This window comes from Pseudomonas benzenivorans, assembly GCF_033547155.1.
GTDB classification, from domain to species: Bacteria; Pseudomonadota; Gammaproteobacteria; order Pseudomonadales; family Pseudomonadaceae; genus Aquipseudomonas; species Aquipseudomonas benzenivorans_B.
This window is the reverse complement of the sequence record NZ_CP137892.1, coordinates 3,603,004-3,622,801: the sequence shown is the minus strand read 5'-3', so window position 1 is coordinate 3,622,801 and position 19,798 is coordinate 3,603,004. Positions and strand designations below refer to the sequence as shown.

The window sequence follows — 19,798 nt, the reverse complement described above, 5'->3', positions numbered from 1 at the left end:
AGGTATTTTCTCCGGCCTCTTCGGCGTGCCGGCCTGCCCATCGAATAAAGGATGACGCCATGCGAATCGACCGTTTGACCAGCAAGTTGCAGCTCGCCCTGTCCGACGCCCAGTCCCTGGCCGTCGGCCTCGACCATGCGGCCATCGAGCCGCTGCACCTGATGCAGGCCCTGCTCGACCAGCAGGGCGGCTCGATCAGGCCACTGCTGATGCAGGTGGGCTTCGACGTGGCCGGTCTGCGCAAGGCCCTGACCAAGGAGCTGGACCAGCTGGCCAAGATCCAGAACCCGACCGGGGATGTGAACCTGTCCCAGGACCTGGCGCGCCTGCTCAACCAGGCCGACCGCCTGTCTCAGCAGAAGGGCGACCAGTTCATCTCCAGCGAACTGGTGCTGCTCGCCGCCATGGACGAGAGCACCAGGCTCGGCAAGCTGCTGCTCGGCCAGGGCGTGAGCAAGAAGGCATTGGAGAACGCCATCGCCAACCTGCGCGGTGGCGAGGCGGTCAACGACCCCAATGCCGAGGAAGCCCGCCAGGCCCTGGACAAGTACTGCATCGACCTGACCAAGCGCGCCGAGGACGGCAAGCTCGACCCGGTGATCGGCCGTGACGACGAGATCCGCCGCACCATCCAGGTGTTGCAGCGGCGCACCAAGAACAACCCGGTGCTGATCGGCGAGCCCGGGGTGGGCAAGACCGCCATCGCCGAGGGCCTGGCCCAGCGCATCGTCAACGGCGAGGTGCCCGACGGCCTCAGGGACAAGCGCCTGTTGGCCCTGGACATGGGGGCGCTGATCGCCGGAGCCAAGTTCCGCGGCGAGTTCGAGGAACGCCTCAAGGCGGTGCTCAACGAACTGGCCAAGCAGGAAGGGCGGATCATCCTGTTCATCGACGAGCTGCACACCATGGTCGGCGCCGGCAAGGCCGAGGGCGCCATGGATGCCGGCAACATGCTCAAGCCGTCCCTGGCCCGCGGCGAGTTGCACTGCGTCGGCGCCACCACCCTGGACGAGTACCGTCAGTACATCGAGAAGGATGCCGCCCTGGAGCGGCGCTTCCAGAAGGTGCTGGTGGACGAGCCCAGCGAGGAAGACACCATCGCCATCCTGCGTGGCCTCAAGGAGCGCTACGAGGTGCATCACAAGGTGGCGATCACCGACGGCGCCATCATCGCCGCCGCCAGGCTCAGCCACCGCTATATCAGCGATCGCCAGCTGCCGGACAAGGCCATCGACCTGGTCGACGAGGCCGCCAGTCGCATCCGCATGGAGATCGACTCCAAGCCCGAGGTGCTCGACCGCCTGGAGCGCAGGATGATCCAGTTCAAGGTCGAGGCCCAGGCCCTGAAGAAAGAAGACGACGAGGCGGCGATCAAGCGCCTGGCCAAGCTCAACGAGGACATCGCCCGGTTGGAGCGCGAGTACGCCGACCTGGAGGATATCTGGAAGTCGGAGAAGGCCGAGGTGCAGGGTTCCGCGCAGATCCAGGAGAAGATCGAGCAGGCCCGTCAGGAGCTCGAGGCGGCGCGGCGCAAGGGCGACCTCAATCGCATGGCGGAGCTGCAATACGGCGTGATTCCGGACCTGGAGCGCAGCCTGCAGATGGTCGATCAGCACGGCAAGACCGAGAACCAACTGCTGCGCAGCAAGGTCACCGAGGAGGAGATCGCCGAGGTGGTGTCCAAGTGGACCGGCATTCCGGTGGCCAAGATGCTCGAGGGCGAGCGCGACAAGCTGCTGAAGATGGAGGGCCTGCTGCACCAGCGGGTGATCGGCCAGGACGAGGCGGTGGTTGCCGTGGCCAATGCGGTGCGTCGCTCCCGCGCCGGGCTGTCGGACCCGAACCGGCCCAGCGGCTCCTTCCTGTTCCTCGGTCCCACCGGGGTGGGCAAGACCGAGCTGTGCAAGGCCCTGGCCGAGTTCCTCTTCGATACCGAGGAGGCGCTGGTGCGCATCGATATGTCCGAGTTCATGGAGAAGCATTCGGTGGCGCGGCTGATCGGCGCGCCACCCGGCTACGTCGGCTACGAGGAGGGCGGCTACCTGACCGAGGCGGTGCGCCGCAAGCCTTACTCGGTGGTGCTGCTGGACGAGGTGGAGAAGGCCCACCCGGATGTGTTCAACATCCTCCTGCAGGTGCTCGAGGACGGCCGCCTGACCGACAGTCACGGACGCACCGTCGACTTCAAGAACTGCGTGCTGGTGATGACCTCCAACCTCGGTTCGGCGCAGATCCAGGAGCTGGTCGGCGACCGCGACGCCCAGCGGGCGGCGGTGATGGACGCGGTGGGCAGCCATTTCCGCCCGGAGTTCGTCAACCGCATCGACGAGGTGGTGGTGTTCGAGCCCCTGGCCCGCGAACAGATCGCCGGCATTGCGCAGATCCAGCTGGGCCGCCTGCGTCAGCGGCTCGCCGAGCGCGAGCTGAGCCTGGAGCTCTCCGAGGAGGCCCTGGACAAGCTGATCGCCGTGGGCTACGACCCGGTATACGGTGCCCGCCCGCTGAAGCGCGCGATCCAGCGCTGGGTGGAGAACCCGCTGGCACAGCTGATTCTCTCCGGCCGGTTTGCGCCTGGCAGTAGCGTGAGCGCGAAGGTGGAGGGCGAGGAGATCGTCTTTGCCTGAACCGGCTGGCGCCTCCGTCGGCGGTACGCGTCGGTGCGCTGCACCACAGTAGTGGTGCGGCGCCGCTCAGAGGTGTTGCAGCAGTAATGCCAGCGCCGCGGCCTGGTCTTCCGCCAGATCGATGATGTGAAAACCGGCCCAGCAGTGCTGGCCGTCCGCCCCGGGGCGGCTCCATAGGCAGTCTGCGCCCAGGGTGATCTCGCCGACTCCTTCGATCTCCTGCTCGCTGACCAGGCGGCACTCCACCAGCACATCGGCCGTCTGTGGTGTGTCGCTGAACAGCATGAAGCCTTCGGCGGAGAGGTCCACCACGCGGCCGAGGCGCTGGCCGGAGTGCCGCTCGAAGACCTCCAGCTGCAGCTCGGTGCCGTGGCGGCTGTGCTGACGACGATCTTCCATGGGGGCTCCTTAGTGGGACTCGCTTGCGCGCCCGGTAAAGCGCTGCAGTACGCGGTAAATGGCGGAGAGGGCGCGGTCGACCAGTGGCGTGTCGTGGGCCTCGGAGAGTATCCGCGCCAGCCCCTGCTCCATTTCGCGGGCCAGCAGGGCGCGTGGCTTGATCGCCGCGCGCTGGCCACTCTGGTCGACGAACATGTAGTTGTGCGTTGTCGGGCTGAACCAGGACAGCTTCAACACTCTGGCCTGTGCGTCGGTGGTGAACTCGAACCAGGTGCCGAACTCGATGTGTGCCAGCTGATTGGCCAGTACCTGGGCGCGGGGCGACAGCTCCGCTCCTTGTGGAGCCAGGCGGGCGAGCTCGGCATCCTCGCCGAGCATGGCGCCGAGCGGGCTGTCCGGCAGTGCGGGAGGGAGCTGGGCGGCAACCTGCGGTTGCTTGGCCTGCACGGCATGCTGACAGGCGACCAGGTCCTTCAGCAGGCGGCGAATGCCCTCCTCGTGGTAGCTGCCCAGTTGTTGCAGGCCCTGGCGCAGGTCGCTCAGCAGGGGCACGCGCAGAGCCTGCAGGCGCTCGCGTCCGGCGGCGTCCAGTAGGGTGCCGCTCCAGGCCAGCTGCTCGGCTACCTCGCAGGCGCGCTGCCATTCGTCACTCTGTTCGCCGTGGCGCAGGAGGGTGAATACCAGTACGTCGGCCCAGGTCAGCTCCAGGAAGTTGCGTATGATGCTCGGCGGCTCGCGCTCATGCAGGCTGCGGGCGATGATGTCGAGGGCCTGCTGGCGCGCGCCGAGTAGCTTGTCGCGGCCCTTGGCGGCCTCCACCGCGCGGCGCTCGCGCAGGTCGACCTTGTGCTTGAGGGTCGCGACGAATGCGTCGAACTCCTCTTGCAGGCGGCCGAACAGCTGCAGGTCGCCGTCGAAGTCCTGGATGACCCGTTCGACCACCCACTGCATTTTCGCCAGCAGGCCGCGCTCGTCGCCCTCGCCGCCATACAGCACGCCGGCCTGGGCCATGCTGTTGAGCAGGCGGCGGGCCGGGTGATGGTGTTGGGTGAACAGCGCCTTGTCTTGCACAGCGACCTTCAGGTAGGGCGTGTGCAGGTGAGAGAGGATGGTCTTGCAGCTGTCGGGCAGGTTTTCGTCGTCCAGGATGAAGTCGAACAGCATGCCGACCAGGTCGACGATATCGGCCTCCTGGTCCGCCAGCTTGTGTTGCCCGGGTTGGGGGCTGTGGGCCGCCAACTGCTGCTGCAGGACGACCTTCAGGCCCTCGACTTTGAGCGGCTGGTGCAGGCGTTGCGCCAACTCGTCGGCGGACTGGCGCTGCATGCGGTTCAGCGCCTCGAGTAGGTCGTTGGCGCTGTAGGTACGGCTGGCATCGCGTGGCGCGAAACTGGCGATGCTGCGGGTACCGCCGAGCAGGGGCGCGTCGATGTCGCGCCGGCGGCGCTCGCCGAGTAGTGCACCGAGGCCGCTGAGCAGCTGGGCGGGGTCGGCCGGCGGAGGACCGTCGAGGTTGAATGGCGGCAGGGGCGCTTGCGTGTCGCCGGTCGCGTGCGCACTGCCGGCCTCGGTCGTGCGGCCGGGTGCGCGCTGGCCCTCGTGGGGGGTGGGCGCCGCGGTGTCCGAATCCACGCCGGGGCCCGATGCGGGCGCCGCTGGCACGTGCTGACGCCCGGTGGCGTCATTGCGTTGCGCGCTGTATTTCAGATTGGGCAGCACGCCCGCGTCGATCAGTAGCTGGTTCAGTGCTGCATAGAGGCTGTCCAGGCTGTGCATGACATGCTGATCGAACAGGCTGTAGAGGATCACCTTGATCCGCAACGGGAAGGGGCAGGGCGCCAGGGCTTCGCGGAAGGCCTGGGCAATCATCAGCGGGCCGAAGGGATTGGCGTCTTCGCCAAGCTTCTTGCCGCGGTTGAGCAGCGCCAGGCGTTGCTCGAGGCCATACAGTGCCTGGGCGCAGTTCGCCTTGACGCGACTGACCATGTTGCTGACTTGCAGGCTTTCCTCGTAGTCCTCGTTCTGCACCAGGGCCAACTGGTCGGCGTCGACCTCGGCAGCGCTGGCTGGCGGCTTGAGCTTGCCGTCGAGAAAGTCGGAGAAGTTGCGCGAGATCTTCTGGTGGTAGGCGCGCTCGATCTGCGGGCGCAGCTTGCGAATCTCGCGCATGCTGTCGAAGAACAGGGTTTGTACTCGATTGTTCTCGGCGTTCTCCGCGCAGCCGAACAGGGTGTCATCGACCTGGCCGAAGACGCCGGTCAGGTGTTCGGCCAGGCGATTCATCACCAGCTTCCGGCAATTCTGTCCCAGCTCACCGAAGCGTGGCTGAATGCCGCGGCTGGCGAGGGTCGGTGCTGGGGGCGGGGAGTCTGGCGGCGTGTCCTGGGTAGTCATGCATTTTCCTGGCAGAAGCCTTGCGGCTGGCGCGTCCCGCAACGAACACGGTCCTAGAAGATATAGCAGCCCCTCTCTCACCTGCAAAGCATTGTCATAAAAGCACTTTAAAGGGTTGACAGGGCGTTCTGGAACCGTAAAATGGCGCGCCTCTGAAGCGGTAAACGATGAATGTCGCCAGCCGCGGCGGAGAACCGAAGGTAATAGTTCCGCGATAGCTCAGTCGGTAGAGCAAATGACTGTTAATCATTGGGTCCCTGGTTCGAGTCCAGGTCGCGGAGCCAACCTTCAGCCGGGGTATAGCGCAGTCCGGTAGCGCGCCTGCTTTGGGAGCAGGATGTCGGGAGTTCGAATCCCCCTACCCCGACCATTTTTTGGGTCGTTAGCTCAGTTGGTAGAGCAGTTGGCTTTTAACCAATTGGTCGTAGGTTCGAATCCTACACGACCCACCACTTCCTCCTCGCATCATTCGGGCTCCAGGCCCAGGGCCGAAATGGCCCGGTCGAGACGCTCTCGCAGTCTCCGATCCATCTCCCTGCTGCACATCAGATAGCGTAACTGCCCCGGCGGAATGTCCGGCATGTTCAGTTGCGCCAGTCGCGCGTCGCGCAGATCCGCCTCCGCCAGGATATAGGGCAGTTCCCGCTCGTCGACCAGGGTGTAGTCGATGCGCTCGGCCGCGAGCATGCGCACGCTCTGGGTGGGCGCGGCGGTGATATTGCTGCGGCTGGCACGGGCGAGCAGCCCATCCAGCTCACCATAGGAAAAACCATCGATCAGCCCTAGACGCAGCGGACTGTTCAGCAGTGCGGCGAGGCTGGCATAGGCCTTGATCTGTTCGGTCAGGGTGGTGCGCGTCAGCACGACCATGGGGGCGTCGCGATAAATGGCTCGGGAGAACCAGGCATAGCGGCTGCGTTGCGCGGTCTTGAACCAGCCAATCGAGCAGGCCGGCTGGCGCTCCAGTTGAAACTCCATCTGAATGCGTTTGGCCGGACGCGCTTCGAAGCGCACCTCGATGCCGGCCTGGCTGAATATCGCGCGGGTGCGCTCCAGCAGGAAGCCGGTCGGCTCGCCCTGTTCGCTGTGATAGTAGGGCGGCTTCTCGATGTAGAAGACGGTGACGGGCTCCTTCGCTGCAGACAGCGCCGGAAGCAGTATCAGGCAGAGCCAAGAGAGGCTGCGCATGGGAAGGCCTCGCGGGTGAGTGTCCCATGCGCAGTATAGGTGAGGGGCTCAGTGCAGTTTCAGGCGTGGCTCGGTGCTGCGGCCGATGCGGTCGCTGAGCATCAGCAGCAGGGTGCGCAGCGGGCCGTACAGCGCCATCTGGTGCATGCGGTAGAGCGATACGTAGAACACCCTGGCCAGCCAGCCCTCGAGCATCACGCTACCGGTCAGGTTGCCCATCAGGTTGCCGACCGCGGAGAAGCTCGCCAGCGAGATCAGCGAGCCGTAGTCGCGGTAGCGGTATTCCGGCAGGGGCTGGCCGGCTATGCGCAGCTTCAGCGATCTGGCCAGCAGGGAGGCCTGCTGGTGGGCGGCCTGGGCGCGTGGCGGAACGTTGCGGCCTTCGTTGCCGGGTTGCGGGCAGGCGGCGCAATCGCCGAAGGCGAAGATGTTGTCGTCGCGGGTGGTCTGCAGGGTCGGGCGCACCTGCAGCTGGTTGATGCGGTTGCTCTCCAGGCCGTCCAGGTCTTTGAGAAAACCAGGGGCGCGGATGCCGGCGGCCCAGACCTTGAAGCTGGCGGTGATGGTCTCGCCCTGGGCAGTGTGCAGGGCGTCGTCGGTTACCTGGCTGACGGCAGCATTGGTGAGTACGGTTACCCCGAGTTTCTCCAGGGTGCGGTGCACGGGCTGGCCGATACGTTCCGGCAGCGCCGGCAGTACCCGCGGGCCGGCCTCGATCAGGGTGATGCGCATGTTCTCGGGGCGGATGCGGTCCAGGCCGTAGGCGGCCAGCTCGTGGGCGGCATGATGCAGCTCGGCGGCCAGCTCCACGCCAGTGGCGCCGGCGCCGACTATGGCCACGCTGATCTGCTCGGTCGTGTCGCCCTGGTTGGCGTGGGCGCGCAGGTAGTGGCTGAGCAGCTGGCGGTGGAAGCGCTCGGCCTGTTCGCGGGTGTCGAGGAACAGGCAGTGTTCGGCTGCGCCGGGGGTGCCGAAGTCGTTGGTGGTGCTGCCAACAGCGATCACCAGGCTGTCATAGCTCAGCTCGCGCTCGGGCATCAGCACCTCGCCGCGCTCGTCGATAGTAGCGGCCAGGGTGATGCGCCGGTCGGCACGGTTCAGCCCGGTCATGCGTCCGAGCTGGAACTCGAAGTGGTTCCATTTCGCCTGGGCCACGTAGTTCAGCTCGTCCTCCGAGGAGTTGAGCGAGCCGGCCGCTACCTCGTGCAGCAGGGGTTTCCAGATATGCGTCAGGTTGGCGTCGACCAGGACGACTTTGGCTTGGCCGCGCTTGCCCAGGGTTCTACCCAGGCGGGTGGCAAGCTCCAGGCCGCCGGCGCCGCCGCCGACGATGACTATTCGATGGGACATGGAACACTCTCACAAGGCTTTGAAGAAAGCGGCGGGCGTCCGATTGGGCGAGCGCGAAGCAGCTCATAGCGCCAATCGACTCAGTAGACGGCTCAGTAGGCCCAGTCCGATGACCACGGCGAGGATGACCAGCAGCAGGCGCCAGACCCGGAAGGGGGGGCGCTGGACCCGATGCTGCGGAGCGCTCAGGTATTGGTCGACGCGTTGCTGGTCGTCGGGGCTCAGGCGGCTGGACATGGAAACCTCGATGGAGGCGGCGCGGAGTGCGCGGCGGTGTGCTTGTGGCCTGCAGGTGATGGCTATTCTAGCCGTGGCGGTTATAAGGGCTCAACGTGAAGGATGTCGTTCAGTCTAATAATGCCACCTTGCACGACCCGGGCGGTGATGCCGCCGTGGCCGCGTACGGCTTGAAAGGTCCCGGGACCCAGGCGCTCCTCCAGGCGAGCGCAGGGCTGGCACCAGCCGGTGGTTTCCAGGATGGCCTGGCCGAGGCGGAAGCGCCGGCCCTTGAGGCTGAACAGGTTGATGCCGCTGACGGCGATATTGCGGCGCAGCTCCTCGGCGCGCAGCGGCCGCTCGGCGGTTCGACCGATCAGCGCACCGATCACCGCCAGGTGCTCCCACTGAATCAGCGTCACCTGGCGTGCATTGCGCGGACCTGGGCGGCTGTGGTCGCCGGTTAGGCCGGCTTCGCGACGGGCCTCCACCGCTTCCAGTTCGAGCATGGCGCCGCGCGCCTGGGGACGCACGCCGATCCAGCGCACCCGACCCTGCTGGGGCACGCTGGCGAGCAGGGACTGCAGCGGGCTCATAGGCTGATACCCACGTCGAACAGCACGCTGCGGCCCAGGTTGCCGCGCAGGAAATCCGGGGCGTCTGGGTGGGCGAACAGCACGCGGGCGAAGGTCGGGCCCACCAGGGACAGTGAGCGCCAGCCTTGGCGCAGGTACTCGGTGGGTGGCGGGAAGTGGCTGTTGAAGTCCGGTACGGCACGCTTGAGGTTGACGTAGGCGAGCAAGTCCAGCTCGCCGAGGTCGAGGCCGCGTTCGCTGTAGTTGTGGGCCTTCTTGCGCAGCGTCGGGGCTAGGCGTGCCTGCAGTTCCGCGGCAGGAATGCGCCGCGGCTTGGCCTCGCGGCGCACCAGTTGCTTCAGGGAGAAGGCGCTGCGCCGGCGCTCCAGTTCGGCGCGCCATTCGTCGTTCAGGCGCCGTCCTTCGTCCAGGACGAAGAACACCTCGAAGCTGGCCTCGCGAAACAGCACATCGGGTGGTTCCTGTTCCGCTGCGCTGAATTCCTCCAGGCGGTGGTCGATGTTCAGGGCTTGCAGCAGGCGCTGGCAGACCCAGCGCTCGCGCTCCCATTTGCGGGCATTGGAGAGGAAGGCATTGGCCTGTTCGGCCTGGTGCGTGAGCAGGCGCAGATAGTCGGAGTCATCCATAGCATCAGCTTAGCCCGCAGCTTGGGGGGCTTGGTACCCCCGGGCGCAATAAGGCCTGGGGCGGAGGCTCCTCGGTCGGCTCCCGGTGTACTGGGCGAGTGCCAAGCCTGCTCCGCCGGGAAAGCGGGTTGCGTGGTAGCGGGGGGGGGCGATTGCCGCAGTCCGCAGGTGCGCATCCTGATAAGGGATGCGGCGGTGTAGACTGGCCGCGTTCATCCGCCCGTTGTTGGAACCTTGTCATGATCGCGGCCGCGTTGCTTTCACCCGCTAGCCTGTGGAGCGGCTGGCTGCTGTATCTCCCCGCGCTGCTCTGGGCCCTGTGGCGCGCGCCATGGCTGGAGCTGTGCAGCGATCTGCGCCGGCAGCACCTGCTGTGCGGTACGGCGTTCGCGTTGGTCTTGCTGTGGCTGGTACGCCGCGACTTCGACTCCGGGCTGTCCTACCACCTCATAGGCATGACGGCGGTGACCCTGTTGCTCGACTGGCCGCTGGCGATCCTCGCCGGCTTCGCCGCGCAGTTGGGTCTGCTGGCGCTGGGGCGCCAGGAACTGGCGGCGTTGGGCGTGAACGGCGTGTTGCTGGTGCTATTGCCGGTGCTGATTACCGAGGCCTGCGCGTTGCGGGTGGAGCGGGCGCAGCCACGCAACCTGTTCGTCTACATCTTCTGCTGCGGCTTCTTTCCCGCGGCGTTGGCCGCCTTGCTCTGCGTCCTGTTCGGGCTCGGTGTGCTCTGGGTCGACGGGCTGTACCCCATGCCGCATTGGCTCGGCGATTTCGTCGGTTATCTCTGGTTGGTGGTCTTCCCCGAGGCGTTCACCAACGGGATGGTGGTCACGGCCCTGGTGGTGTTCTGTCCGGACTGGCTGGAAACCTTCAACCGTACGCGCTATCTATCGGCGCCCTGGAAGGATGACGAGAGATAGCGCTGGGGTGGGATGGTGTCGGGGCCGTGCAGGCCCGGCCCCTTATCTTGATGGTCGTGCCTGCGCCTCAGTGCTTGCGTGGCGGCAGCTCGCCGGAAAACAGGTCGTCCTCCAGCTCGTTGCCGGGAATGGCGTGCTCTTCCGAGGCCCAGGCGCCCAGGTCTATCAGCTTGCAGCGCTCGGAGCAGAAGGGCCGGCTCGGGCTCTGCGGCCCCCATTCCACGGGGGCGCCGCAGGTGGGGCAGGCGACTGTGGTGGGTGCGTTCATGGCTGGCCTCCGCGTAGGCTGAGATAAAAAGTGTGCAGGCGTTCGACTTCGCTGCGCAACCAGTCCAGGTCGCGGTCGTTGACCAGAATGTCGTCGGCATGGCGCAGCCGCTCTTCCCGGCTGGCCTGTGCCTTGAGGATGGCCTGGACCTGCTCGGCGGTGGTCTGGTCGCGTTGTATGGTGCGCTCTATGCGCAGCTGCTCCGGGGCGTCGACCACCAGTATGCGCTGGGTCAGTTCGTGCTGGCCCGACTCGATCAGCAGTGGCGACACCAGCACCGCGTAGGGGGATTCGGCCCGGGCCAGGTAATCGGTGATCTCCTGGCGGATAAGCGGGTGCAGCAGCGCCTCCAGCCAGCGGCGCTCAGCGGCATCGGTGAACACCCGTGAGCGCAGGGCGGCGCGATTCAGTTGGCCGTCGGCCTGCAGGACTTCGGCGCCGAAATGCTCGGCTATCTGCGCCAATGCCGGCCGGCCGGGCTCGACCACCCAGCGGGCGGCCTGATCGGCGTCCACCAGATGCACACCCTGCTCGATGAAGTGCTGTGCAACCGCGCTCTTGCCGCTGCCGATACCGCCGGTAAGGCCCAGAATCCAGGGCGTCATGATCGAGTTCGACTCTCTAAGCAATATATTGGCCGGGAATTGTAGCCTGGGCGGTTGTGTGCTGGCGAACGAGGGGGCTGTGCAGCGGCATGCCCTGGCGTGGCCCGCCCCGATGTCGAGGGGCGGGTGGTGGCTTGCCTTGGGGGCGGCAGGCTAGTCCTTAGCGGAATCCTGCGAACTGCAGGTAGGTGCCGGTGATCTGCTCGCCCCAGAGCAGGGCGATCCAGCCGGCTATCGCCAGATAGGGGCCGAAAGGGATCGGGGTGCTGGTCTCGGCATTGCGCAGGCGCAGCATGATCACTCCGAGCACTGCGCCGACCAGCGACGACAGCAGGATGGTCAGCGGCAGCACCTGCCAGCCGCCCCAGGCGCCGAGCATGGCCAATAGCTTGAAGTCGCCGTAGCCCATGCCCTCCTTGCCGGTGACCAGTTTGAACAGCCAGTACACCGACCACAGGCTCAGGTAGCCGGCGACGGCGCCCCACAGGGCATCGTCCAGGCTGGCAAATAGGCCGAAGGCGTTGGCGATCAGGCCCAGCCACAGCAGCGGTAATACCAGCGCGTCCGGCAGCAGCTGGTGGTCGGCGTCGATCAGGCTCATCGCCAGCAGGCCCCAAGTCAGCAACAGCATGGCTCCAGCCTGCCAGGTGAAGCCGAAATGCCAGGCGACATAGGCCGACAGCAGGCCGCAGGCCAGCTCCACCAGGGGGTAGCGCAGGCTGATGGGCGCCTTGCAGCTTGAGCATTTGCCGCGCAGCGCCAGATAGCTCAGCACCGGGATGTTCTCCCAGGGGCGAATCTCGTGGCCGCAGTGCGGGCAGCTGGAGTGGGGCAGGATCAGGTTGAAGGTGCCGCCGGCTGGCTCATCCGGCAGCTCCAGGATCTCCCGCGCCTGGGCCTGCCAGTCGCGCTGCATCATCTTCGGCAGGCGATAGATCACTACGTTGAGGAAGCTGCCAATCAGCAGGCCGAGCAGAAAAACGCACAAAACAAAGGCCGGCATATTGCCGGCCAGAATGTCAACGAAACTCATCGATTACCCACCTACTACGTTACCCAGCTGGAAGATCGGCAGGTACATGGCGATGATCAGGCCGCCGACCAGTACGCCGAGCACGGCCATGATCATGGGTTCCATCAGGGTGGCCAGGTTGTCGACCAGGTTGTCCACTTCGTCCTCGTAGAAGGTCGCGACCTTGCTCAGCATCTCGTCCAATGCGCCCGACTCCTCGCCGATCGCGGTCATCTGGACGGCCATGCTCGGGAATATTCCGACGGTGCGCATCGAGAAATTGAGTTGAGTGCCGCTGGAGACGTCTTGCTTGATCTTGGCCACGGCATTCTTGAAAACCACATTGCCGGTGGCGCCGGAAACCGAGTCCAGGGCATCGACCAGGGGGACGCCCGCGGCGAAGGTGGTGGACAGGGTCCTCGCATAGCGCGCAACTGCGGACTTGTAGAGAATATCGCCGATGATCGGCAATTTAAGCTGTGAGCGATCGAGGGTGTTGCGGAACTTCTCTGAGCGCCTATGTGCTTCCTTAAAGGTAAAGGCAAAGACAAACAGGCCAATAACTAAGATAAACCACCATTCCTGCAAGGCGTAGGAAAGTCCCAAAACCATCTGCGTGAAGGCGGGAAGCTCGGCGCCAAAGCCTTTGAATACGCTTTCGAATGCCGGGACGACCTTTATCAGCAGAATGACAGTGACGATGACGGCTACCACGATCACGGCGATGGGGTAGGTCATTGCCTTCTTGATCTTGGCTTTGAGCGCCTCGGTCTTTTCCTTATAGGTGGCAACACGATCCAGCAGGGTCTCCAGGGCTCCGGCCTGCTCGCCGGAGTCCACCAGATTGCAATAGAGGTCGTCGAAGTATTGCGGCTGCTTGCGTAGCGCGGCGGCGAAGGAGTTGCCCGCTGCCACCTCCTGTTTGAGGTTGTCCACCAGCTTGCGCATATTGGGATTGTTGAAGCCCTCGCCGATGATGTCGAAGGATTGCAGCAGGGGCACGCCGGCCTTCATCATGGTGGCCATCTGTCGGGTGAACAGGGCGATGTCCAGCGGTTTGATCTTCTTGCCGGCATTGAACAGTGAGGCGGCCTTCTTGCGCACCTTGGTCGGGTTGATGCCCTGCTTGCGCAGCTGCGCTTTTACCAGTGCGGGGTTCTGCCCACTGAGTTCCCCCTTGACTATGGCGCCTTTTCTGTCTTTGCCTTCCCAGCTGAATATGCTGGTCTTGAGTGCTTTTTCCGCCATGGGTTAGTCCTTGGTCACGCGGTTGACTTCCTCGAGGCTGGTGACGCCTTGCGCGGCTTTTACCAGTGCCGAGGTGCGTAGGTCATTAAAGCCGTCTTTGCGCATCTGCGCGGCGATATCGATGGAGTTACCTTCCTCCATGATAATCCGCTGCAGGGCTGGCGTGATTTTAACCACTTCATAAATCCCGACGCGGCCCTTGTAGCCGCCCTTGCAGTTGTCGCAACCGACCGGGGCGTAGATCTTGAAGGTGCCGATCTGGTTTTCCTTGAAACCTTCCTCGAGCAGGGCCTCGCGGGGGATGTCCATTTCCTTCTTGCAGCTGCTGCACAGTTTGCGTGCCAGGCGCTGGGCGATGATCAGATTGACCGAGGTGGCGATGTTGAACGCAGGCACGCCCATGTTGCGCAAGCGGGTGAGAGTTTCCGCGGCGCTGTTGGTGTGCAGGGTGGACATGACCATATGACCGGTCTGGGCGGCCTTGATGGCGATCTCGGCAGTCTCCAGGTCGCGAATCTCGCCGACCATGATGATGTCCGGGTCCTGACGCAGGAAGGCGCGCAGGGCCTGGGAGAAGTCCATGCCCTGCTTGGGGTTGACGTTGACCTGGTTGATGCCTTCCAGGTTGATCTCCACGGGGTCTTCGGCGGTGGAGATATTCACGTCTGGGGTGTTGAGGATGTTCAGGCCGGTGTAGAGGGAGACGGTCTTGCCCGAGCCGGTAGGGCCGGTCACCAGGATCATGCCCTGGGGCTGCTTGAGGGCCGTCATGTACAGTTCCTTCTGGTCCTCCTCGTAGCCCAGGGCGTCGATGCCCATCTGCGCGCTGCTCGGGTCGAGGATGCGCATCACGATCTTCTCGCCCCATAGGGTCGGCAGGGTGTTGACGCGAAAGTCGATGGCCTTGGTCTTGGATATTTTCATCTTGATCCGGCCATCCTGCGGCTTGCGCCGCTCGGAGATGTCCAGGGCGGCCATCACCTTGAGGCGTGCGGAGATGCGCGGCGCCAGCTGGATGGGGGGGCGGGCTACCTCGTGGAGCATGCCGTCGGTGCGCAGGCGCACTCGATAGACCTTCTCGTAGGGCTCGAAATGCAGGTCGGAGGAGCCGCCCTTGATGGCGTCGAGCAGCATCTTGTTGACGAAGCGCACGACCGGAGCATCGTCCGCTTCCTGGCCGCTGGCAGCATCGTTTTGCGCGTCCTCGTCGACGGCCTGGACGTCCAGTCCATCCAGGTCGACGTCCGCCAGATCCTCCATGCCGCTATTGGCGGACTCGAAGAACCTGTCGATAGCCTCGCCGAGCTTGTCGTCCTCGACCAGGATGGCCTCGGTGTTCAGGCCGGTGCTGAACTGGATATCGGTTACGGCCTGGTGGTTGGTGGGGTCGGATACGCCGATAAACAGCTTATTGCCACGGCGATAGAGTGGCAGGACGCGGTGTTGTCGGACCAGCTTCTCGCTGACCAGGTCTCTGGGCTGGCCCTCCTTGTCGATCGCACCGAGGTCGAAAAAGGCCACGCCGAACTGCTCGGATGCCAGCTCAGCGAGGGCGCGACTCTTAACCAGCTTATTCTGCACCAGGTAGGTCACCAGAGGAACCTGGTTGCGCTTGGCTTGGGACTGGGCCTGAAGTGCGCTCTTCTCGTCGAGCAGTTGGGCATTCACCATCTGTTTGGCCAGTCCGGTGAGGGACATGCTTTCGTTCATTGCAGGCTCCATAGGCAATGCCTGCCTTATAACGTAGTTGATGCTGGCTGCCAAACGTGTAGGAAAGGAGTGACAAAAAGTGGCATTTAATGCCCGCTTGACGCAGGCGGTGAGGGGGCGCCTCGGACGGGCCGTAGAAATTGTGGGGGGGTAGAGGTTGGCACGTAGTCTGCAGGGTAGTGATCAGGTCGTTGGACCTGCCCACATTTAGGAGAGATCCCATGAAAGCGCAGAAAGGTTTTACCTTGATCGAACTGATGATTGTTGTAGCAATCATCGGCATCTTGGCTGCAATCGCAATCCCTCAATATCAGAACTACACCATCCGTTCGGCTGAGCGTGCGTGTCTTTCGGAGACGCGCGCTTTAGCATCTGTTATCGCAGTATGGCTGCATGAGGGCTCCCCCGCGGGCCAGCAGCCTGCAGTTCCGACGGGCGGGGCATGCGCAAGCTTTACGGGCGCGGCTACACCTGCCTTTGGTACCCCGATTGTTGGTACTCCTCGTGCTCCGGGTGTCGCCACTCAATCTGTACCTCTGGGCTAAAGACGGTATGGCATCGCGGTATGGTGGGTTAAACCCTGTTAATCTCCGAAGGCGCTTCTGTCGCTTGCCGCGATCCTGCTGAATACGCCGATGTGTCAAACACCCCGCCATCGTGCGGGGTGTTTGATTCTGGAAGTCAGGGACAGGCCACGTTTTCCAGCTGCTCAAAGGAATAGGGGCAAGGGGTATCGGGGGCAGGCAACGATATTCGCCACTCGCCACTCGCCACTCGCCACTCGCCCGGCCCGGCTCGGCTCGGCAGTGCCTTCAATGGTGGCCCTCCCTGCCCTTTTGATGCCTGAAGGTGGCAGGGTGACCGCCGTGGCCGAAGAAGAACTTAACCTACGGTCCGGGATTGGTTGACTACTACAATCTGACGGCTCGGATTGCCTGCAACGGTTTCCCGGATTACACCCGGGCTATGAGTGCTACAGCGCCAGCCGCATCGACAAATCCACCGCCTTGACATCCTTGGTCAGGGTGCCGATCGACACATAGTCCACCCCGGTCTCGGCGATGGTGCGCAAGGTGCTCTCGTTGACCCCGCCGGACGCTTCCAGCTTGGCGCGGCCCTGGGTGATGGCTACGGCCTGGCGCATGTCCTCCAATGAAAGCTCGTCGAGCATGACGATGTCGGCGCCGGCGTCCAGGGCCTGGCGCAGTTCTTCCAGGCTTTCCACCTCCACCTCCACCGGCTTGCCCGGGGCGATCTGCCGGGCGGCCTGCACCGCCTCGGCGATGCCGCCGCAGGCGGCGATGTGGTTTTCCTTGATCAGGAAGGCGTCGTACAGGCCGATGCGGTGGTTGTGGCAGCCGCCGCAGGTGACCGCGTATTTCTGCGCCAGGCGCAGGCCGGGCAGGGTCTTGCGGGTGTCGAGCAGCTTCACCCCGGTGCCTTGCACCAGGTCGGCGTAGTGCCGGCAGCGGGTGGCCACGGCGGAGAGGGTCTGCAGGAAGTTCAGGGCGCTGCGCTCGCCGGTCAGCAGGGCGCGGGCCGGGCCCTCCAGGTGGAACAGCGCCTGGTTGGGCGCCACCCGTTCGCCATCGCGGACTTCCCAGTGCACCGTGACCCGCGGATCGAGCTGGCGGAACACCGCGTCGACCCAGGCCGTGCCGCACACCACCGCCGCCTCGCGGGTGATCACCGTGGCGTGAGCCAGGCGCTGGGCCGGGATCAGTTGCGCGGTGATGTCGCCGCTGCCGATGTCCTCGGTCAGGGCGCGGCGCACGTTGGCCTCGATTTCGGCGGTCAGTTCGGCGAGGGTAAGGTTGGGCATGACGGGCTCCACTGTCTGGGTGGGGCGATTATAGGGATAGCGGGCTGTGGTTGCAGCGGGATTGGCGCTGGTGGCGTCCATCCTGGCCGGCTCGCTGGTGCGGAGCCCGAGTCGGTCACCTGCTACTGTTAATAGGGATAGTGGGCAGGCGCTCCGTGCAGGCGCGCGAGACGGGGCGGGGTAGCGCTTGTCCGCTTTGCGCGTGCAATGACGCGTTTGTCGCGCGCGGCTAGCCGTTGGGAGGCTGGCGCGTTACATCTGTGACCTGGGTCATATCTGCAAGAGAAGGCTGCTTGGTGCGCTCGGGGGCGTCCCTATAATGGCTTTACTTTTGGATTGTTGGCGCCAGGACCTTGACGTTACGGATGACGCCCAGTTGATCGCTGTGCAGATCGGCGTGCCTTTGAGGTGCGGTCTGCAGGAGGCTTGCAATGAAGACTGATGCGAAAGTGGTGCACCTGAGCAAGGTGGCCTCTGCGCAATCGCCCACTTCGCCGGTAGGAAGACTGCCCGTGGCGCTCATCCAGGTGCGTGACAAGGCTGCGCAACAGCTCAAACAGGCACTGCAGGCGTTGTTCGACAATGCCGACGATACCTTGTTCGAGATGGCCGACCGGGCCACCAGCAACTCCGAGCAGAATGCCTTCTTCGAGGCCATGCGCGATCTGCGGCTGAAACGCAAGAATATCGAACGCGGCTTCCTGCAGAAGGTCTTCGAGTCCTTCTCCAGCCTCAATCAGTACGAGGTCGGTACGCCCCCAGCCTTGGATGCGGTGTCCTTCGACAGCCTGTCCCTGGTGCAGAACGACGAGCTGGAGGAGACGGTGGCGCTGGACGCCATGGTCGCCAAGGTCATGAGCCGTGACAGCATGGCGGTCGGCCACCTGAGCACGCGGCTCAATGCCCTGGTCAGCAAGAAGCTCGACGATCGCAGCAACCCCCTCGGCCCCACCGCGCTCTGCGAGTTCTTCCTGGAGGCCTGCAGCGGCCTGGGCGTGGAGATCAAGGTCAAGCTGATCATCTTCAAATTGTTCGAGAAGTATGTGCTGGGGGACCTCGATCAGCTGTATGCCGAGGCCAATCAGGCGCTTGCCGCCGCGGGCGTGCTGCCGGAGCTGAAGTCGGCGCCGGTGCGCCGCCAGACCGGGCGCCCGGCTGGCTCGATGCAGGGCGAGCGTGAGGCGGGCGGTGCGCCGGCCGCCGGCGACTACGACGAACAGAGCGTGCAGGAAGTCTTCGGTGCGCTGCAGCAGCTGCTGTCCCAGGCCCGTGGCAGCGTCGTTCCGCTGCGCGAGACGCCGGCCGGTGCTCAGCCTATCTCCAGTCATGACCTGATGCGCTTGCTGTCCTACATGCAGCAGCGTGCGCCGGCCCAGGCCAGCGATGACTTCGACCTGCGCGAGCAGCTGGGTAGCCTGCTCAGCCGCGCCAGCGCCAAGAGCGGCAAGGCCCGGGTGGTCGGTGAAGTCGATGAGGATGTGATCAATCTGGTGGCGATGCTGTTCGAGTTCATCCTCGACGATCGCACCCTGCCGGATTCGTTGAAGGCGCTGATCGGGCGGTTGCAGATCCCGATGCTCAAGGTCGCGGTACTCGACAAGACCTTCTTCGGCCGTGGCAGCCACCCGGCGCGCCGCCTGCTCAACGAGATCGCCTCGGCGGCGTTGGGCTGGAGCGAACAGGACGACGCTCAGCGCGACAGCCTGTACCAGAAGATCGAGCAGGTGGTGCAGCGCCTGCTCAACGATTTCGTCGATGACCCCGCGATCTTTTCCGAGTTGCTCGCCGACTTTCTCGCATTCACCGGCGACGAGCGTCGGCGTAGCGAACTGCTCGAGCAGCGTACCCGCGATGCCGAAGAGGGCAGTGCCCGGGCCGAGCTGGCTCGGCGCCAGGTCGAGCAGGCGCTGAATGAGCGGCTGCTCGGCAAGACCCTGCCGGAGGTGGTGGTGCGTCTGTTGCAGGAGGCCTGGAGCAAGGTGCTGCTGCTGACCTGCCTGAAGCACGGTGTGGAGTCGGCCGAATGGCAGGCGGCCTTGGCGACCATGGACGACCTGGTGTGGAGCGTGACGCCCCACGAGGATCCGGAGGCGCGTTTGCGCCTGCTGGAGCTGGTGCCCGGGCTGCTCAAGGCCCTGCGCGAGGGCATGGCCAGCGCGGCGTTCGATCCGTTCTCCACCGGCGAGTTCTTCGGTCAGCTGGAGGCACTGCATGTGCAGGCGTTCCAGCGATTCAAGCAGCCCCTGGTCGAGGTCGAGGCGGAGCTGGACGAAGAGCAGCGCGCGGCCCTGGCCGAGGTCGGCATCGACCTGCCGCTGCTGGAGCTGCCGAATGAGGATGAGGAGCCGGAGGCCGAGGCGTTGCCGATGGTCGCCGTGGTCGAAGAGATCGTTTTGCAGGCACCCGGCCAGCAGCGCTCAACGGAGCCGGAGGTGACCCTGCCGGACGATGACGAGTCGTTGCTGCAGGTGGACAACCTGCGCGTGGGCAGCTGGGTCGAGTTCCAGGAAGACGATGAGCATAAGTTGCGCTGCAAGCTGGCGGCGGTGATCAAGCCGACCGGCAAGTACATCTTCGTCAATCGCACCGGCATGAAGGTCTTGGAGAAAACCCGTATGGGGCTGGCCGTGGAGTTTCGCCGCTGCGCCATCCGCCTGCTCGATGACGCGCTGTTGTTCGACCGGGCCCTGGAATCGGTGATCGGTAACCTGCGCAGGCTCAAGGGCACCTGATCCTGCGGCGGCGTCGGCATTGCCATTCCACCAAGCAAGGCTTGGCCGCGCCGCAGGGCTGCTCTAGAGTGGAGGCTCGTTCAAG

Annotated in this window: 16 protein-coding genes, 3 tRNA genes and 1 pseudogene; 7 read left to right on the top strand and 13 right to left on the bottom strand. The window is 64.7% G+C overall.

Annotated features, from left to right (window positions below):
- Nucleotides 1-59 precede the first annotated feature (59 nt).
- Nucleotides 60-2,624, top strand: a complete 2,565-nt coding sequence (clpB, locus tag SBP02_RS16730) for an ATP-dependent chaperone ClpB (RefSeq protein WP_318643462.1) — start codon at nt 60-62, stop codon at nt 2,622-2,624.
- Between the two features lie 66 nt (nt 2,625-2,690).
- On the opposite strand, the gene SBP02_RS16725 is transcribed toward clpB, so the two are convergent.
- Nucleotides 2,691-3,023: a PilZ domain-containing protein gene (locus SBP02_RS16725; protein ID WP_318643460.1), complete on the bottom strand. Its 333-nt coding sequence runs from the start codon at nt 3,021-3,023 to the stop codon at nt 2,691-2,693.
- 9 nt (nt 3,024-3,032) lie between these two features.
- Complete coding sequence (locus SBP02_RS16720; RefSeq protein ID WP_318643459.1) at nt 3,033-5,417, bottom strand: DUF1631 domain-containing protein; 2,385 nt, start codon at nt 5,415-5,417, stop codon at nt 3,033-3,035.
- A 208-nt stretch (nt 5,418-5,625) separates the two neighbouring features.
- Between SBP02_RS16720 and SBP02_RS16715 the strand changes: the two genes are divergently transcribed.
- The 3 genes from SBP02_RS16715 to SBP02_RS16705 all read left to right on the top strand — a co-directional run bounded on the left by SBP02_RS16715 (nt 5,626) and on the right by SBP02_RS16705 (nt 5,869).
- A tRNA-Asn gene (locus SBP02_RS16715) sits at nt 5,626-5,701 on the top strand.
- A 9-nt stretch (nt 5,702-5,710) separates the two neighbouring features.
- A tRNA-Pro gene (locus tag SBP02_RS16710) sits at nt 5,711-5,787 on the top strand.
- A gap of 6 nt (nt 5,788-5,793) precedes the next feature.
- A tRNA-Lys gene (locus SBP02_RS16705) sits at nt 5,794-5,869 on the top strand.
- A gap of 13 nt (nt 5,870-5,882) precedes the next feature.
- On the opposite strand, the gene SBP02_RS16700 is transcribed toward SBP02_RS16705, so the two are convergent.
- The 5 genes from SBP02_RS16700 to SBP02_RS16680 form a co-directional block, all read right to left on the bottom strand.
- The gene (locus tag SBP02_RS16700; protein ID WP_318643457.1) at nt 5,883-6,605 is read right to left on the bottom strand and encodes a substrate-binding periplasmic protein; all 723 of its coding nucleotides are present in this window, start codon (nt 6,603-6,605) and stop codon (nt 5,883-5,885) included.
- Nucleotides 6,606-6,653: 48 nt separating this feature from the next.
- The gene (locus tag SBP02_RS16695) at nt 6,654-7,955 is read right to left on the bottom strand and encodes an NAD(P)/FAD-dependent oxidoreductase (RefSeq protein WP_318643455.1); all 1,302 of its coding nucleotides are present in this window, start codon (nt 7,953-7,955) and stop codon (nt 6,654-6,656) included.
- A 63-nt stretch (nt 7,956-8,018) separates the two neighbouring features.
- Nucleotides 8,019-8,192, bottom strand: a complete 174-nt coding sequence (locus SBP02_RS16690; protein ID WP_318643453.1) for a DUF3094 family protein — start codon at nt 8,190-8,192, stop codon at nt 8,019-8,021.
- A gap of 80 nt (nt 8,193-8,272) precedes the next feature.
- Nucleotides 8,273-8,767 carry an MOSC domain-containing protein gene (locus SBP02_RS16685; RefSeq protein ID WP_318643451.1) on the bottom strand — a complete coding sequence of 165 codons (495 nt, stop codon included), beginning with the start codon at nt 8,765-8,767 and terminating at the stop codon, nt 8,273-8,275.
- A complete protein-coding gene (locus tag SBP02_RS16680; protein ID WP_318643449.1) occupies nt 8,764-9,393 on the bottom strand; it encodes a DUF1780 domain-containing protein in 630 nt (209 codons plus the stop codon). Before SBP02_RS16680 ends, SBP02_RS16685 begins: the two co-directional genes overlap by 4 nt.
- 239 nt (nt 9,394-9,632) lie before the next feature.
- Between SBP02_RS16680 and SBP02_RS16675 the strand changes: the two genes are divergently transcribed.
- Nucleotides 9,633-10,316, top strand: coding sequence for an energy-coupling factor ABC transporter permease (locus SBP02_RS16675; RefSeq protein WP_318643447.1), 684 nt, complete (start codon nt 9,633-9,635; stop codon nt 10,314-10,316).
- 67 nt (nt 10,317-10,383) lie between these two features.
- On the opposite strand, the gene yacG is transcribed toward SBP02_RS16675, so the two are convergent.
- From yacG to pilB, 5 genes are all read right to left on the bottom strand, one after another.
- On the bottom strand, nt 10,384-10,584 hold the full coding sequence (gene yacG, locus SBP02_RS16670; RefSeq protein ID WP_318643444.1) for a DNA gyrase inhibitor YacG: 201 nt from the start codon (nt 10,582-10,584) through the stop codon (nt 10,384-10,386).
- A complete protein-coding gene (gene coaE, locus SBP02_RS16665) occupies nt 10,581-11,189 on the bottom strand; it encodes a dephospho-CoA kinase (protein ID WP_318643442.1) in 609 nt (202 codons plus the stop codon). The genes yacG and coaE overlap by 4 nt, the downstream gene beginning before the upstream one ends.
- Nucleotides 11,190-11,349: 160 nt before the next feature.
- The gene (locus SBP02_RS16660; protein ID WP_318643440.1) at nt 11,350-12,222 is read right to left on the bottom strand and encodes a prepilin peptidase; all 873 of its coding nucleotides are present in this window, start codon (nt 12,220-12,222) and stop codon (nt 11,350-11,352) included.
- Nucleotides 12,223-12,225: 3 nt separating this feature from the next.
- Entirely contained in the window at nt 12,226-13,449 is a 1,224-nt protein-coding gene (locus SBP02_RS16655) for a type II secretion system F family protein (protein WP_318643438.1), read from the bottom strand.
- Between the two features lie 3 nt (nt 13,450-13,452).
- Nucleotides 13,453-15,159, bottom strand: a complete 1,707-nt coding sequence (gene pilB, locus SBP02_RS16650; RefSeq protein WP_318643436.1) for a type IV-A pilus assembly ATPase PilB — start codon at nt 15,157-15,159, stop codon at nt 13,453-13,455.
- 221 nt (nt 15,160-15,380) lie between these two features.
- Between pilB and SBP02_RS16645 the strand changes: the two are divergent.
- Nucleotides 15,381-15,492: pseudogene (locus tag SBP02_RS16645) on the top strand (prepilin-type N-terminal cleavage/methylation domain-containing protein); the annotation flags it as partial.
- A gap of 640 nt (nt 15,493-16,132) precedes the next feature.
- Here SBP02_RS16645 and nadC read toward each other — a convergent pair.
- A complete protein-coding gene (nadC, locus tag SBP02_RS16640; protein WP_318643434.1) occupies nt 16,133-16,981 on the bottom strand; it encodes a carboxylating nicotinate-nucleotide diphosphorylase in 849 nt (282 codons plus the stop codon).
- 431 nt (nt 16,982-17,412) lie between these two features.
- Between nadC and SBP02_RS16635 the strand changes: the two genes are divergently transcribed.
- Nucleotides 17,413-19,713, top strand: coding sequence for a DUF1631 domain-containing protein (locus SBP02_RS16635; protein ID WP_318643432.1), 2,301 nt, complete (start codon nt 17,413-17,415; stop codon nt 19,711-19,713).
- Nucleotides 19,714-19,798 lie beyond the last annotated feature (85 nt).

Coding starts and splice junctions, on each gene's coding strand:
- yacG (WP_318643444.1), bottom strand. CDS start 10,584: ATGAACGCACCCACCACAGTCGCCTGCCCCACCTGCGGCGCCCCCGTG.
- SBP02_RS16725 (WP_318643460.1), bottom strand. CDS start 3,023: ATGGAAGATCGTCGTCAGCACAGCCGCCACGGCACCGAGCTGCAGCTG.
- coaE (WP_318643442.1), bottom strand. CDS start 11,189: ATGACGCCCTGGATTCTGGGCCTTACCGGCGGTATCGGCAGCGGCAAG.
- SBP02_RS16690 (WP_318643453.1), bottom strand. CDS start 8,192: ATGTCCAGCCGCCTGAGCCCCGACGACCAGCAACGCGTCGACCAATAC.
- SBP02_RS16680 (WP_318643449.1), bottom strand. CDS start 9,393: ATGGATGACTCCGACTATCTGCGCCTGCTCACGCACCAGGCCGAACAG.
- SBP02_RS16675 (WP_318643447.1), top strand. CDS start 9,633: ATGATCGCGGCCGCGTTGCTTTCACCCGCTAGCCTGTGGAGCGGCTGG.
- SBP02_RS16635 (WP_318643432.1), top strand. CDS start 17,413: ATGAAGACTGATGCGAAAGTGGTGCACCTGAGCAAGGTGGCCTCTGCG.
- SBP02_RS16685 (WP_318643451.1), bottom strand. CDS start 8,767: ATGAGCCCGCTGCAGTCCCTGCTCGCCAGCGTGCCCCAGCAGGGTCGG.
- clpB (WP_318643462.1), top strand. CDS start 60: ATGCGAATCGACCGTTTGACCAGCAAGTTGCAGCTCGCCCTGTCCGAC.
- SBP02_RS16720 (WP_318643459.1), bottom strand. CDS start 5,417: ATGACTACCCAGGACACGCCGCCAGACTCCCCGCCCCCAGCACCGACC.
- SBP02_RS16700 (WP_318643457.1), bottom strand. CDS start 6,605: ATGCGCAGCCTCTCTTGGCTCTGCCTGATACTGCTTCCGGCGCTGTCT.
- SBP02_RS16695 (WP_318643455.1), bottom strand. CDS start 7,955: ATGTCCCATCGAATAGTCATCGTCGGCGGCGGCGCCGGCGGCCTGGAG.
- pilB (WP_318643436.1), bottom strand. CDS start 15,159: ATGAACGAAAGCATGTCCCTCACCGGACTGGCCAAACAGATGGTGAAT.
- nadC (WP_318643434.1), bottom strand. CDS start 16,981: ATGCCCAACCTTACCCTCGCCGAACTGACCGCCGAAATCGAGGCCAAC.
- SBP02_RS16660 (WP_318643440.1), bottom strand. CDS start 12,222: ATGAGTTTCGTTGACATTCTGGCCGGCAATATGCCGGCCTTTGTTTTG.
- SBP02_RS16655 (WP_318643438.1), bottom strand. CDS start 13,449: ATGGCGGAAAAAGCACTCAAGACCAGCATATTCAGCTGGGAAGGCAAA.